This is a genomic window from Gottfriedia sp. NPDC056225 (genome assembly GCF_042267765.1).
GTDB lineage: Bacteria > Bacillota > Bacilli > Bacillales > Bacillaceae_G > Gottfriedia.
On the sequence record NZ_JBHJTJ010000067.1, the window covers coordinates 1 to 15,204 of the forward strand.

Here is a 15,204-nt window from a genome sequence, read left to right on the forward strand (position 1 = left end):
CAAACTCTCCATAAAAGTTAAGTTTAAATCTTGTATTGCTCAAAAAACTAATAATTGACGTTTACTTCATGTTTTGTTTAGTTTTCAAAGTTCACTTTGCCGCTCATAAGCGACTTTAATATAGTAACATTTCGTTGTTCTTTTTGTCAACAACTTTTTTACTATTTTCTTTCGTTGTCGACTTGTTTTTCGTGACAACATAAACAAATATACCATCTCGTCCAATTGAATGCAAGCACTTTTTTTAAAAAATCCATTAAAATAATTCACGTAATTCTCAACCAAATTAATTAGTTAATTGTACAACTAGGTATAAGTACAAGCGCAAACTATTCCACTTCATAGATTAGTACAAGAAAGGGAGGAATTGTTATGCAATGTAATGAAGCCCATCAATTATGTAATAATTTTAGAGGGCAGGTTGTACGCATTTTCGATAAAGAAGGCAATGAGCATGTTGGTCGTATAACTAGAGTAACTGAAGATCGAGTATTTATTGAACCAGTAAATCAACATCGTCAAAGCTCTAATTCATCTAATAGATCATCAAATCGCAATAGAAGTAATATGAACAGAAACCAATCTAATAGAGATTTCTCAGATAGAAATGTTTCAAATAGAAGCTTCCGTAATGAAAACCGTTTTGATAATATGTTTGGTAATCGTTCAGACGATAGATTTGATGATAGATTTGATGATAGATTTGACAGACGATTCGATAGAAGATTTGATAGAAGATTTGATAGAAGATTTGATAGAAGAGATGACAGAAGAGATGACCGAGATTTCGATCGAGATGGATTTAGATGTGGATTCTTCGGTTGTGGGTTCGGTGTTTCAATTGCGCTTGGTTTTGTAGCTGGAGTCGCATTAGCTGCGTTATTCTTCTTTTAATAGACCAGTAAACTTTAATATTCAATTATGTGGGTATGTCTCTTAAGTCAGTTACTGACTTTTGGGACACCCTTTTTAAATGAAATAACTTATAGAAGTCTTTAAGGAATTCCCACTACGTAGCACAAATTATTAACACAAAATAACTTCATCCCCCTAGAGACAGAATAATAGTATTAGAACAATAGAACTAGGAGCTAGATGTCATTATGAAAAGAATCATTATCATTTTATTCATAATTTCCTTATGTACCTACACACTTAGTATGACTAAGTCATTTTTCAACATGAACGCGAGGAAGATTAATAAACATTTTCCTATCTACCCTCATGGTGACCGCTGAATTAGAAGAGTATACTTAAATAAATAAATAAATAAATAAACGATTATACACGAGGGTGAGGAGACTATGTATATAGAAGCAATCATAAATGATTTATCAGGGATGAGTTTATTTCATAAAAGTGATCTTAAGTACACCCGACTAGCTGGTGGAACAACAAGCAGTATCTATCTACTAAGCAATAGTAATAACGATGCCAAATATATCGTTAAATTAAATGATCCTCAAGTATTAGAGTCAGAATCTTTTTTTCTGAATTTCTATTATAAGGTGAATTTATTACCAAATTTACTTTTTGTTGAAAAATCATTTAGCTATTTAGTTTATCCTTTCATTCAAGGAAACACGAACTATGATAGAGATAACAAAAAAAACTTATTAAAATCACTTGTTGAACAGCTGATAAATCATTATGAACCTTATCCTAATGCTCCCGGTTGGGGCTGGGCTGATGATTTAACGGATTCTTGGACAAATTTTCTTATGAGTAGAACTACAGAAGCTAATAAAATTTTAGATTCTCATTTACTTAAAAAAGATCATAATCTTATCCTTTCAATAGTTAACAATACAAATCGAATGATAATTCAAGGGGATCCATTTTTAATCCATGGTGATTGTGGTGTACATAATTTTATTTTTAATAAGGGCGAGTTAAATGGAGTAATTGATCCTACTCCCGTTTTCGGGGATCCGCTTTATGATCTAATCTATGCATTTTGTTCTTCACCAGATAATCTAACAAAAGATACATTTTATTATGCAGCGAGTCATTTAAAATTTTTACAAAACACTGATGCGAGATATCTATTTGAAGAAGTATTAGTCGGATTATATCTTAGGCTAGCTACATGCATAAAGTTTCATCCAGAGGATTTAAACGAATATCTAGTAGCTTGGAATTATTGGAAAGATCTAGTCGAATCTACATAAACTTTAGGTCAGTACTCTAGAAAAAATAATCATATAAAACAGATTAAAAGGTGATGTATAATAGGCAATTCTGCTTTAGTCGTAAAGCCGATATTTTGTAAAATTAATAAAACAGATACTCTTTATAGAGTTATTGATAAAATGGGAATGCGAATTAATTCCTTTTCCATTTTATCTTTTAGGTAACCGATTCCCATCCTCTAATATTTTTACCATTCTTTTTTGAAAAGAAGCATTGTTCAAGATTTTTTTGAATGCCCCTCTTTTACGTTCTATATCCTATTCCTTCCGCTCACTGAATACGTCTTTGTTTTTGAATCAAGTTATCTTCTGTTTCGATAACTTGATTACCAGAAAGACATAAACGCTTCCCCTCATACATATCCATAACTCTCTATATCTATATCTAAATAACAAATTGATTTCGATTTCTCTAAATGAAAGATTTTTTTTAGTCTAGTCAATCCCCCTTCCGTCTCACCCACTCTATAAAACTACAGGAAATATTGTTCCATATTTACCCTTAAATAAACATTATAACGTTATATAGACTTGCTTAATATTCTATGCTATCGTGTATATGTAAAAAAGAAACAACAATTTATTAAGCCTATTCAGTTCAAAAGTTTGAAAACGCTTACCATACAATCTAAATGTAGATACGTATCTTTAATGGTGATCTAACCATTATTTAGTCATTTTAACAGTGGCTCGTTGAAAAGCACTTTTTCCTGATGTCTTAAATCCACTTGCCTTCTCGTAACATGTTTGTACCAAAACCTATTAAAGAGGAGCGAGATAATAAAGGAGGGACGATAATTGATTCAATTGCATCCTCGGTCAATTTTTATACTGGAGGAATTTCTTAAAACAAAGTCGGTCATTAATGGAAATTACCTTTCAAAATTTGCAAATGTATCCTCTCGTACGATTCGAGCCGATATAAAAATGTTAAATTTGCTCATTCGTGAACACGGTGCGGTTATCCAATCCTACAGAGGAAATGGATATCTGTTAGAAATCCTAGATGATCATTCATTTTATTCGTTTATTCAAACACACCATCAAAAAAATATCGGGAACCATTCTGATGTTCCCATCGACCAGAATGGACGTGTTTTATATATCTTAAGAAGATTGCTCGGTTCGCCAGATTATTTAAAGTTAGAAGACTTGGCAGATGAGCTTTACGTTAGCAAATCTACTGTGAATAATTTAATAAAAGATGTAAAGAAGTTATTGGGAAAATATAAATTAATTCTGGAGAAACGACCAAACTACGGAGTAAGCGTAAAAGGTGATGAATTTGATATCCGCTCTTGCATGTCCGAGTATTACTTCAATCGCGATATCCACACTCCACTTATGCAAAATGTACAATATATGCGGAAGCTGTTCAAATCCTTTGAAATAGAAACGGTCAAAGAAATTATGCTACGTTCCCTAAAGGAAAAAGACATGGGACTATCTGACCAGGAGTTTGAAAATTTATTAGTGCACATTATCATTTCCATTGCAAGAATCCGAAGTGGCAGTGTAATAACAGAAATAAATATCGACACGAAATCTATTAAACATTCAAAGGAATATCCAATTTCTTGCAAAATGTTATCTGAACTGGAAAAAGTATTTTCTATTCACTTTCCATATGAAGAAAGTATATATATAACCATCCACTTAATGGGAACAAAAGTGGCGAGCTATCCATCATTCGAGGTAGCTTCAAAAGAGGAAACAGTGCATCATATGATACAAGAAATTCTTCAAGCCGTTTTTGAAGAAATGAATATAGATTTACAGCATGATGAAGAACTGAAGCTTAATATGGCGGAACATTTATATGTAGCATTAAATCGGATCAAATATGGGCTGAATGTGAGAAATCCAATCATTCAAGATATCAAAACACAATATCCCTTAGCCTTCGAAGCCGGCTTAATTGCATCTAAAGTCATTAGCGACAAGATAAACAAAGAAATTGAAGAAGGCGAAACCGGATATTTAGCCATTCATTTAGGTGCGTCCATCGAGAGGCAGAAAAAGAACAGAAAACAAAAGCGTTGTTTAATCGTTTGTGCAACAGGAAAAGGAAGTGCCCAGTTGCTTAAATACAAATTAATTGAGCATTTTGGGGGAACTTTGGATATTGTCGACATCATAAGCTATTATAACTTGAAAGATTCTATATTAGAGGGTCAGATTGATTTTATTATTAGTACTGTGACAATCGATCAGGATATAACTGTGCCTGTTATAAAAGTAAACACAATTCTAGGAAAAGATGATGTTAGTAAAATCAGAAATAAAATATTTCAACAACACAGCGGGGACATCAGTGTCCATGTAAAGAGTGAACTAGTCTTTTTACAACAGCAAATGGATTCAAGAGAGGAAGTCATCCGTTTTTTAAGTGATAAGATTGTTGATTTACAGCTGGGTGACGCTCCCTTCTGTGCTTCCGTCATGGAGCGTGAAGCATGCTCTTCTACAGCCTTCGGTAACCTTGTAGCAATACCTCACCCTATCAAAAATATGGGCCATGAGACGTTTATAGCGTTTTGTACTTTAGCCAAGCCAGTAGATTGGGGTGGAACTCCTGTACAATTGATTTGCTTATTTAGCGTACAGAAAGACAATAAGAGTGATCTGCAATATTTATATGATTTCCTATACAACATTCTCGATAATAAAAGTACTGTCGATAAAATAATCGGCTGCACCAGTCATAAAGAGTTTAATAAATTGATGCATGTTAGATAGGCTTATTTTTATATAAAAATTTTCGGTATCCTATTTCAAAACTTCCGTCTATAACGGAAGTTTTTTAGGTTGTTGAAAAAAGTAGTGTTATGTTTGTTTCTACACGCATTTTATGAGTTACCACTTTTCATATTTTTGCTCTTTTCCTTACTCATAGCCCCCCTCCCAAGTTACCAATTTCTATATTTCTCCATGTTCATTTACTTATAGCTCCGCCCCCCCCTTGAGAAAAAAGCTAAAAACTTCCGTTTCTAACGGAAGTTTTTTATATTTAGCGGAATTGGATTACGAATTACAATACAAATATCAAAGAAAACGCTTTTATAAATATAAGGAGGTAAACATGGAAACTAACTTACCAATCAGTTTTCAAATTATTTTACATGGCGGAAATGCACGCAGTTTATCATTAGAGGCAATCAGATTCGCCAAGAACGGAAAAATTGAAGAAGCGCTGGAAAATCTGAAACAGGCGAAAGAGGAATTAGGGCTTGCCCATCAAATTCAAACTACGCTAATTCAAGATGAAGCCGGTGAAAATAAAACTGAAATCAGCTTACTCTTAATCCATGCGCAAGATCATCTGATGAATGCGATCACGGTAAGGGAGCTCGCTGAAGAAATCATTTCGTTACACGAAAAAATAGATACAAATCAAATTCCCTTATAAGGTCATTGTAAACAACAGTTTTGTTAGCTAAAGAAGAAATTACATTATGTTAAAAGGAGAAATATACAATGAAAATTTTATTATGTTGTGCAGCAGGAATGTCCACTAGTATCATCGTTAAAAAAATGCAGGCTTCAGCAGAAAGCCAAGGAAAACAGTATATGATTAAAGCTGTTGACCAAGGCAAGGCAGAAGAAGACATAAAAGACTGTGATGTCGTGCTTTTAGGCCCACAAATCCGCTTTTCACTACCAAGATTTCAAGAATTAGGCAAGCAATATAATGTACCGGTCGAAGTCATCAATCAAATGCACTACGGAATGTGTAACGGTGAAGCTATTCTACAGCATGCTGAGTCAATGGTTTCTAAAGCATAAGAAAATCGTTTTATGCTGACTTGATATAACGCTGAAAGATGGACAGAACACATTATAGATAATCAGCATCGAAAAACACACCATGAGGTTATATGGTATAAAAAAAACATATCAAATAAAGGAGATTACAAGGAGATGAATAAATTATTCGGCTTTTTGGAGAATAAAATAGCTCCATTCACTTATAAGATCGGATCGCAAAGGCATTTACTAGCAGTACGTAATGGCGTGATGTCCACGCTTCCGTTGACAATTGTTGGATCGTTTTTTGTTCTTTTTCTAAACTTCCCAGTCGATGCGTTCACTCAATGGATCGCACCGCATAAAGCTGCTCTCGATATTCCATTTCGTTTTACGGTAGGCGCAATGTCATTATATGCGGCATTTGGCGTAGGTTCAGCATTGGCCGAGTCATATAAATTGGATCAATTGAATGCTGGTTTTTTATCAATGCTGGCATTTCTAATATCCTGTGTTGTGCCTGTACAGGTAACTCAACCAGTAGAAGGAGTTATCGATGCTGGCCGTTGGTTACCAATTAGTAGTTTAAGTGCTGGATCATTATTCGGAGCAATAGTGACATCTTTAATTACTGTTGAAATTTACCGGTTTTTAATAAAACACAATATTACTGTGAAGATGCCAGACAGTGTTCCCCCAGCAGTTGCAAAATCGTTTTCCGCTCTTATCCCTACTTTTGCAGTTGTAATTGTCTTTTGGGGTATTCGTTACGGATTAAATTTCAATATTAACTCGTTTATTACAACCTTGATTTCTCCGCTTAAAAATATATTAGTAGGTAATAGTTTACTTGGCGGATTACTAACAGTTTTCTTAATCGTATTTTTCTGGTCACTTGGTATTCATGGTCCAGCAATTTTGGATCCGCTCATTCGTCCTATGTGGGATACGGCAATCCTTGAGAATGCAGATAAATTTGCACAGACTGGTAATGCGCACCACCTACCATATTTATTCACGGAACAATTTCTTCAATGGTTTGTATGGATTGGCGGAGCTGGATCAACCTTGGCTCTTGTTGTTCTGTTTATGTTCTCGAAAGTAAAATATTTAAAGGATTTAGGCAGGTTGGCCTTTGTTCCAGGATTATTTAATATCAATGAGCCTATTATCTTTGGTGCTCCGATCGTGATGAACCCTATACTTTGCATACCATTCATTGTTGCACCATTAGTGACAACGACGATTTCTTATTTCGCAGTAGTTTCTGGCTTCATTCCAATGATGATGGCAAAATTGCCATTCACGATGCTTGCGCCAATTGGGGCTGTAATTAGTACAAACTGGACATTCTCAGCAGGTGCCCTTACTATTCTAAACTTCTGTATCGCATTAGTTATTTACTATCCGTTCTTTAAAGTGTTTGAAAAAAAACAACTGAAAGTCGAAGAAGAAGGGAGACAAGCAGCCTAAGATGTTTGAAATGATAAGTGCTCTTTTCGCCTTTATAGCAGCTCATATTTTATTCGACCGCTCAAACTTTGGGAGAAAGATAACTCCTTGGGCATCGATTGGTATTTCTATTTTAGCTATCGGTTTATCCATCATCGTATTTGTACTCATCGGTAGTAAGTTTGTTTCTTTAATAATTATCACAACTGTATTTTGTGGTGTATTCGTTTCAACAAGATACAGAGCCTACGTTACAAATCTGACTGCTGCCAGAAAATTATAGTCCATTAGGAGGAAGAACGGTAATGCCAAGAAAACTAGGGGTTTCTATATACCCGGAACATTCAAAACCCGAAAAAGACAAGGAATATTTAGCACTAGCTTCTAAGTACGGATTCGAACGAGTTTTTACCTGTCTTCTTTCTGTGAATAAACCAAAAGAAGTTATTATGGAAGAATTTATAGATATAATCGCGTATGCAAAATCCCTGGGGATGGAAGTCATTTTGGATGTTGCGCCAGCTGTTTTTGGAAAGCTAGATATCAGCTATGATGACTTAAGCTTCTTTGCTCAACTGGGTGCGGACGGAATCCGACTAGATCTTGGTTTTGACGGTTTAAAAGAATCAAAGATGACATATAACTCATATGGGCTCAAGATTGAACTGAACATGAGTAATGATGTCGACTATCTAGAGAACATATTAACTCACCAAGCCAATAAGAATCTTCTGCTCGGATGTCATAATTTTTATCCGCAAAAGTATACAGGTTTGCCATATGACTTCTTTATAAAATGCAGTGAACGATTTAAAAAGCATGGAATCCGTACAGCAGCATTTGTTACTTCTCATCACGGTAATATTGGTCCTTGGGACATTAATGATGGCTTATGTACATTAGAACAGCATCGTTCATTGCCAATCGATGTACAAGCAAAGCATTTATGGGCGACAAAGTTAATCGATGATATCATAATCGGAAATGCGTATGCGTCCGTTGATGAACTGAAGCTACTTGGATCCCTTAACCGTGATTTAGTGGAACTAAAAGTAAAGCTTCTGCCGGAGACATCTGATACTGAGAAGACGATAGCCTTGAGTGAACTTCACGTAAGACGTGGCGACATTAGTGAATACATGATTCGTTCTGTAGAGGTTAGGAAAAAATATGCCGCAGAAGATTTCCCAGTTCGCAACAGCATTAATCAGCAAAAAGGGAAAATTTTCATTGGAAACAATAGCTTTGGTAAGTATAAGGGCGAGCTCCAAGTTGTGTTGCAAGACATGCCGCTAGATAGTAGGAAGAACTATATTGGGGATGTTGTGGAAGAAGAGCATTTCCTAATTGATTATATTCAGCCTTGGGGTACCTTTGCTTTAAAGGGTGAGGAATAATTATAAAAGTCCCGTACAGCCTTATGGCATAAAAGATAACAAATAAAAGACTGCACTTTAAGAAGATGATCCAACAAGAACATCTCTTGAAAAGCAGTCTTTTTCATTCCAACATTTTAAGCAGCCTTTTATCTCTATCTTTTTCTACATAAAAAAACCCTATAGCCTAACACATCTTTAAATCGCAATAGCAACTCTTGAAACCTATGAAGTAATTCTACTCCTTCAGGTGGTAACTTTTGAAAAGGGAGTGAATCCGTTGAATTTGTTGAAGTATTCATAACCGTATTTCCTTTTAGGATCTTATAATCTCGAAACCCCGCTTTAATTAAACTCTTTTCCCACTCTCTTACCGTTTTAACTTTTTGAATTCCATATACTTCATTTATTTCACTTTCTTCGTTTGTAGTTAATTGTCTTTCTGACGTCATTTCGATCGCGAGAAAATATCCACCTTTTTTTAATACTCTTACATATTCAGGTAATGATTTATCTACATTCGTGAAACTCGTTACTGATTCAGAAATAATAAAATCAAATGAGTCATCTTTAAAAGGAAGGTTCTCTGCATTTGCTTGATGCAATGCAATTGGGATTCTCATTTTATTAAAACGTTTCCTAGCATTAGCTAGCATCCGGCTGTTTAGATCGATTGAAGTAATAGAGCAATTGTAATTTTCATATAAATAACAGGCTGTTTTACCTGAGCCACATCCTACTTCTAAAACTGAACTCTCCGATGTTATTGGAAGAAATTTTATTATTTTTTTCGTTAAATCAAAACCACCAGGATGTGCGTCTTCTATATTTAATATGGCGATTAAATCTATATAAGAAAATTTCTTCATATTTAAGACCCCAATCATATAGTTTCGTATAGTCTATTCATTGAAGGTCTGATTTGCTTTGTAATCTTCGTAATTTTAACCATTTCTAATAAAAATTCGGATTTTCGGCTAATCGAATATTCTTATTTATCTATGCTCGAACATTACTCCCTGTTATTTCTTATTCCTTTTTGAATTTTACGGAGAGCTTTTTTCGAACCTCGTTCAATATCGCGTTCCAATTTCCTCGTCGCGTATTCAACGAATAAAGAATCTAAATCATATCCATCCGGATAAAGTTCAGCTGCTTTTAATTCTAAAGTAATTCGTTTTTCATTTACCTCGATTAATTCTCCATTATAAAATACAACAAGATTGAAGTATTGATCGATTTCTTTATAGACAATTCCAACGTGATCTAAGTCTAATAATTTTACTCGATCACCTTTTTGATAGTTAACCCTTTCTTCAGCTTTCACTTTAACAACCTTTGGCTTCCTTATTGCACTTTCATTCACTTTTTCCAATCGGTACTCTTTATTTTCCATATATTCTTTTGCTCTTTGAAGAATATTTTCGTGAATATTCATTTTCTTAGAAATCCAAAGCGCATTACTTTCTCCTGATTTCCCGATTATTAACTTATACATTGGCTCTAGTGTTTCACTATTAAATCGCATTGCTGCGTTCATAAAGTCACTATGCATTTCTGAGAACCGCTTGATTTCCCCATAATGAGTAGTTGCAACTGTAATACATCCCAGAAGGTAAAATTCTTCTAAAATGGATATTGCTAGTGCTGCTCCTTCATTCGGTTCAGTACCACTTCCTATTTCATCAAATAGTAAAAGTGTATTATTATTGGAAACCCTCATAATATCTGAAAGGTTTTTCATATGTGATGAAAATGTGCTTAGAGCATTTTCGATACTTTGATTATCACCAATATCAACAAAGATTTTTTCAAAGACTGCAATTTCAGTCTCCTTGTCTCCAATAATATGAAAACCTGACATTGTAGCTAAAGTTAGTAATCCAATTGTTTTTAAAACGATTGTTTTCCCACCTGCATTCGGTCCAGTAATGATTAAACTACGATAACTTTCCCCTATCTCGAAATTAAGTGGAACTACCTCACCTGTTAATAGTGGATGTTTACATTGAACCAACTTGATATATCCAAAGTCATTTAATTTTGGCTCAACTCCACCAATTTGTTTACTAAACTTTGCTTTTGCAAATACCATATCATATTGACTAATTAACTCCATGTTAATGTTTATTTCATAAATGTTCTCTAAAATCATACCTGAAAGGGTGGCTAATATTTGGTATTCTTCCATTGCCTCTTCAGCTTTTAAGCTTGCAAGCTCACTGTTTAATTTCGTAACAGTATTTGGTTCAATAAAAACAGTCGACCCTTTAGATGAAACTTCAATGATTGCTCCAGGAACTTGCTTCTTAAAGGAAGCTTTAATCGGAATTGTATATCGATCATCCTTCTTACTAATAAAGAAGTCTTGAATATATGTTTTATTAGCACTATTATTCAAAAATTTATTTAAGCGGTCTTTAATTTTTCCTTCTACAGCTTCAATATTATTTCTTATTCTTTTCAGTTCTTTACTAGCCGCAGAATCCACACTGTTTCCTTTAATTGAAAAGTTAATTTCATCTTCAACCTTTACAAATTCACTCATTGAATTTGCGTAAGATGCAAGAATTGGTGCAAAAAACACTTTTTCTTGCATAAACTTTTTAATTCTTCTACACCCTCTTAAAAAATCTGAAATACTGATTAAATCACTCGGATCTAATATCAAGCCCTTTTCAAGCTTTTGAATAATACTTTCAATATTAGAAACTCCTAAAAACGGTACATGGCCTTCTGCATCTAAAATTGCCCGAGCCTCTGTTGTTTCATTTAATCTATTTTTAACTACTTTCATAATAGAGCTAGGTTCTAACTGATCGATCAATTTTTTACCTAAGCCACTCACACAATAAGTTTTTACTATTTCCTTTAACTCGTTATATTGTAATTTTTCAAATGTACTATTGTTCAATTTAAATTCTCCTCTTTAATATGATTTAAGTGATCATAAATGGAGATACCTACACGTTAGATTTCAATGAGGGATATAATATATTTTTTTTTTACCCGAAAAAATATAAAAAAGCTGCAGAGAGAATACCGCAGCTTTAATCACATTACAAGGCAATCATAATTGAAATATAGTTAAATAAGCTATAAAAGTATAGCCTTACTAATTTCATTACACGCATTATAAAGTATAGTAGGTATCTTCATAGGTTTTGAAATAAATACATGACAAAATTAAGGGTATGAATTCTTTAAATTCCCCTTTTTTCCATCCGATTTATTTCATTTAATTTTTTCCTATTTAGAACCTACTGCACTCACAAAATGCACCTCATTTATTATTATGTTCATTGAAATCTAACTTATTGAAATCATCATACTATGTGGAAAATGAAAAGTAAAGATGATCTACTATGTATTTATTATATGCTTTAACTAAAAAATTTCTATTATTTTTAATTATATTCTTTTCCGCCTAGCATTCCATAAGATACTCCAGCGAAACAAAGGTTATTTACTTGTTACTAATAACTTTCGTGTCTTAGCATCATATATTTTATAACTAATTTCAAACTTATGGTCTTTTGTTACTGTCACCCCACAAAAATAGGGAAATGATTTTCCATAAGCATCAAGCGTAGGAACATCTCTAAAAGTAAACACTTCTTTTGTATCAAGCATTTCTATGTCAACTTCAGAATGACTACCTGACGAATCAACCTTGACAACGCAATTCCCACTTACGACAACATATTCCTTAAATATCATATATTTTAGACTTGGGAGAGTTGCGTATAAAAATATACCACCAATTAATAAGAATCCAAAGCACCCACCTACTACTAATGCAGAAAAACTGTTAGCGACATACATCATAATAAAATTATAAATTGCGGCAATTACAAGCAAAACTCCACATAAAAGAAATACATAATAAATTAGCATTTTACACTTCCTATAATTTTTCTAAATGAAGTAATATGGCTTTATTTCTATTAATCTATTTAATATTCCTCCTGAATTTACCCAATAATTATTATGTTGCTATATTACTGTACTACTTTAGTTGAATAATTGCTCATAAAGGTACCACAATAAAAAAGCCGATACTCCTAATAACAACGCTCCAATGAAACATGTAATGATTTTAAATAAAACTATATAATATTGTTTTGGTAACCACTTTTCTGAAATCAATAATAATACTGCTACAAAGAATTCAAAAAATGGATCTGTATCCCATCCTGAAAATTCACCTTGTTCAAATTTTTTTATACCATCTAATAATGTTTCCCCAGCAGCTAATAAGAGCCCTATTGAAAAATAGTATAAAATTCATTTAGAATCCCCTTAAAAAATAAGCTAATTAAGCATCTCGGTACGCGTTCTTCAACTAAACATTTTTTATTAGATAAATAGATGTTATTTTTATAAGTGGCTATAGCTTAGAAAATAGGAAAAACTCCACTCTTATTTGTTTTTAAGCCATTGTATGTTTTAGTAAAATAGTAATAGTGGTTAAATATTAATAAGCAAAGTACCATCAGAATGAGCTGTTACTAATGGGTGATCTGGATCGCTTTCTAACGTAAGAATACTTTCCTTTCCAAGCGTATTAGCTATTTTTTTCATAAAATCGAAAACTATATTTAAATCAGACTCACTTTTAACTTCTTTTGGATCAATATCAAATTCAATTTCAGTATAGTAAAAGAAATAACAATTTATCAAAATGTCTTTAATATTAATTGTCATCATAATACTGTGGTTCTCTTTTTGTTTAAATAATTTATAAACATTTGTGTCTTCTTCATCATATTTCTGTCCATCTTTATATAATATAATCTTCCAGTTAGTATTATGGATATATTCATATAATTTTTGCCAATCATCTAAATCTACGTTAAACGCATAAAAATCTCTTAGACTTCCATCTACGAAAAACAAATTATTTATAACATCATTGTTGATATTTTTATCCATATGTCTGTTCTCCATAACAAGTTTAAAATCCTATTCACGATAAAGCAATCGGTTAGTTGAATTAGAAGAACTATACAATTTATTCGAATCCACCTAAAGTTATTTATTGTAATCGCTAAATCTATTTAAATTTCCCTTACATACTTGTGATTGATAATAATTCATCATCACCAATAAGGTAATCTTCATTTGATCCTTCGTGAAAAACAAAAAAGCACGTTTCTCCATTTGCACCTTCAAATGCTATATTCATCATTTTAACTTTTGAAAATGGATTATTTGAATTCCCTAATTCATAACCAGATTTAAATTCAAAGATATACTGCATATCTTCTTTAAGAATATATTATTTATTTTCAATTACTAATTTTATAGACATTTTACTCACTCTTATCCCTACCTATCTATAACAAAGTGGACTTGTTATCTAAATAACAATTAAAACGTCTACTTTTTAAACTTATTTGCTATATCACATTAAATTTATTTATCCGACTAATGTTCCATTTACTATTAAAAAACTGCAATTTAAACAGTATTTGTTTTTTTACTAAAGCAACTTTGTAGTTTAATAACTCGGAGTATAAATGTGATCGGTATCGGTATCAATAACAAAATCAACCTCATCGTCATAATCAAATGTTAATTTATCAAAACGGTGTAGTCTACACAATACATCTGATAACTCTTTAATATCATAAACCATACTTTTTGCTTGTAGATACTTTTGCTTTAATTCTTTTTTTGAACACTTTCTACCCGTAAGGAATACTCTTTGATAAAACCCATCTATTTCCACTATCACAATTATCACGACTGGTTGCTAACCAATCCGTATAGCTTAAATTTTATTAGTAATACTTTTAATTAGCATATATAAAAATATACTAGCTCAAGGCGTTAGCATAACAAATACTATTTTTCAAACTTCTTCATGCTAGCCTTCCAACTCATATTTCCAATCCATAATCCCATTAAACTCCAAGTGACCAAGGACATTAAATATAATGTAACCATATCTCTATTAAAAGTTTTTATTTTTTTAAGCACAAAAATTTGGATTGTTGGAAATAGTAGTGCAGCAACTAAATAAACGAATAATATATTTAATATAAACCTTTTTTTGCCTTTAGATTTTATTTTATTCCAACTTTCTTTTCCTTTATCAAATTTGCTTAATTGACTACCCATGATATAATCCTCCAATTTGAGTATTATTACAATCTTAATAAATTATATCTATTAAATCGTTATGTGTATCTTGGGGGAATCTAGCCATTTTTCGCATGAAATTTCAGAGGATCCCTTTGGAAATAAGTTCATACTAAATACATAAAGAAGTTCACAATCTAATTAAACACGGAATTAAATACAAAAAAACATCAACCAAATAGCTGATGTTTTCGATTAACCAGGCGACGTTCTACTCTCACAGGGGGAAACCCCCAACTACCATCGACGCAAAAGAGCTTAACTGCCGTGTTCGGTATGGGAACGGGTGT

The 15,204-nt window shown here is 32.8% G+C and carries 15 protein-coding genes and 1 rRNA gene; 8 read left to right on the forward strand and 8 right to left on the reverse strand.

The genetic code is table 11. The annotated features are described in order from the left end of the window. Window positions 1-372: 372 nt before the first annotated feature. From ACFCYN_RS23080 to ACFCYN_RS23115, 8 genes are all read left to right on the forward strand, one after another. On the forward strand, window positions 373-894 hold the full coding sequence (locus tag ACFCYN_RS23080) for a hypothetical protein (RefSeq protein ID WP_375952050.1): 522 nt from the start codon (window positions 373-375) through the stop codon (window positions 892-894). A gap of 410 nt (window positions 895-1,304) precedes the next feature. Continuing rightward, window positions 1,305-2,171, forward strand: a complete 867-nt coding sequence (locus tag ACFCYN_RS23085) for a phosphotransferase (protein WP_375952052.1) — start codon at window positions 1,305-1,307, stop codon at window positions 2,169-2,171. Window positions 2,172-2,990: 819 nt separating this feature from the next. Then, entirely contained in the window at window positions 2,991-4,931 is a 1,941-nt protein-coding gene (locus ACFCYN_RS23090; protein WP_375952054.1) for a BglG family transcription antiterminator, read from the forward strand. Window positions 4,932-5,274: 343 nt separating this feature from the next. Further along, on the forward strand, window positions 5,275-5,601 hold the full coding sequence (locus ACFCYN_RS23095; protein WP_375952056.1) for a PTS sugar transporter subunit IIA: 327 nt from the start codon (window positions 5,275-5,277) through the stop codon (window positions 5,599-5,601). A 68-nt stretch (window positions 5,602-5,669) separates the two neighbouring features. Next, window positions 5,670-5,978, forward strand: coding sequence for a PTS sugar transporter subunit IIB (locus tag ACFCYN_RS23100; RefSeq protein WP_375952057.1), 309 nt, complete (start codon window positions 5,670-5,672; stop codon window positions 5,976-5,978). A gap of 135 nt (window positions 5,979-6,113) precedes the next feature. After that, window positions 6,114-7,412: a PTS sugar transporter subunit IIC gene (locus ACFCYN_RS23105; RefSeq protein ID WP_172446767.1), complete on the forward strand. Its 1,299-nt coding sequence runs from the start codon at window positions 6,114-6,116 to the stop codon at window positions 7,410-7,412. A 10-nt stretch (window positions 7,413-7,422) separates the two neighbouring features. Continuing rightward, a complete protein-coding gene (locus ACFCYN_RS23110; protein ID WP_375952059.1) occupies window positions 7,423-7,674 on the forward strand; it encodes a hypothetical protein in 252 nt (83 codons plus the stop codon). Window positions 7,675-7,696: 22 nt separating this feature from the next. After that, on the forward strand, window positions 7,697-8,788 hold the full coding sequence (locus tag ACFCYN_RS23115) for a DUF871 domain-containing protein (protein ID WP_375952061.1): 1,092 nt from the start codon (window positions 7,697-7,699) through the stop codon (window positions 8,786-8,788). Window positions 8,789-8,922: 134 nt separating this feature from the next. Here the strand turns inward: ACFCYN_RS23115 and ACFCYN_RS23120 are convergent, their stop codons facing one another. The 8 genes from ACFCYN_RS23120 to rrf form a co-directional block, all read right to left on the reverse strand. After that, the gene (locus ACFCYN_RS23120) at window positions 8,923-9,636 is read right to left on the reverse strand and encodes a class I SAM-dependent methyltransferase (protein WP_375952064.1); all 714 of its coding nucleotides are present in this window, start codon (window positions 9,634-9,636) and stop codon (window positions 8,923-8,925) included. A gap of 143 nt (window positions 9,637-9,779) precedes the next feature. Continuing rightward, window positions 9,780-11,681 (reverse strand): endonuclease MutS2, encoded by a 1,902-nt coding sequence (locus tag ACFCYN_RS23125; protein ID WP_375952067.1) that lies wholly within the window; start codon window positions 11,679-11,681, stop codon window positions 9,780-9,782. A 548-nt stretch (window positions 11,682-12,229) separates the two neighbouring features. Beyond that, complete coding sequence (locus tag ACFCYN_RS23130; RefSeq protein WP_375952070.1) at window positions 12,230-12,664, reverse strand: hypothetical protein; 435 nt, start codon at window positions 12,662-12,664, stop codon at window positions 12,230-12,232. Between the two features lie 573 nt (window positions 12,665-13,237). Beyond that, complete coding sequence (locus ACFCYN_RS23135; RefSeq protein ID WP_375952073.1) at window positions 13,238-13,717, reverse strand: hypothetical protein; 480 nt, start codon at window positions 13,715-13,717, stop codon at window positions 13,238-13,240. A 121-nt stretch (window positions 13,718-13,838) separates the two neighbouring features. Next, window positions 13,839-14,030 (reverse strand): hypothetical protein, encoded by a 192-nt coding sequence (locus tag ACFCYN_RS23140; RefSeq protein ID WP_375952076.1) that lies wholly within the window; start codon window positions 14,028-14,030, stop codon window positions 13,839-13,841. 240 nt (window positions 14,031-14,270) lie between these two features. Further along, window positions 14,271-14,507, reverse strand: coding sequence for a hypothetical protein (locus tag ACFCYN_RS23145; protein WP_375952079.1), 237 nt, complete (start codon window positions 14,505-14,507; stop codon window positions 14,271-14,273). 110 nt (window positions 14,508-14,617) lie between these two features. Beyond that, complete coding sequence (locus ACFCYN_RS23150) at window positions 14,618-14,893, reverse strand: hypothetical protein (RefSeq protein ID WP_375952081.1); 276 nt, start codon at window positions 14,891-14,893, stop codon at window positions 14,618-14,620. 219 nt (window positions 14,894-15,112) lie between these two features. Next, a 5S ribosomal RNA gene (rrf, locus tag ACFCYN_RS23155) occupies window positions 15,113-15,204 on the reverse strand; the annotation flags it as partial.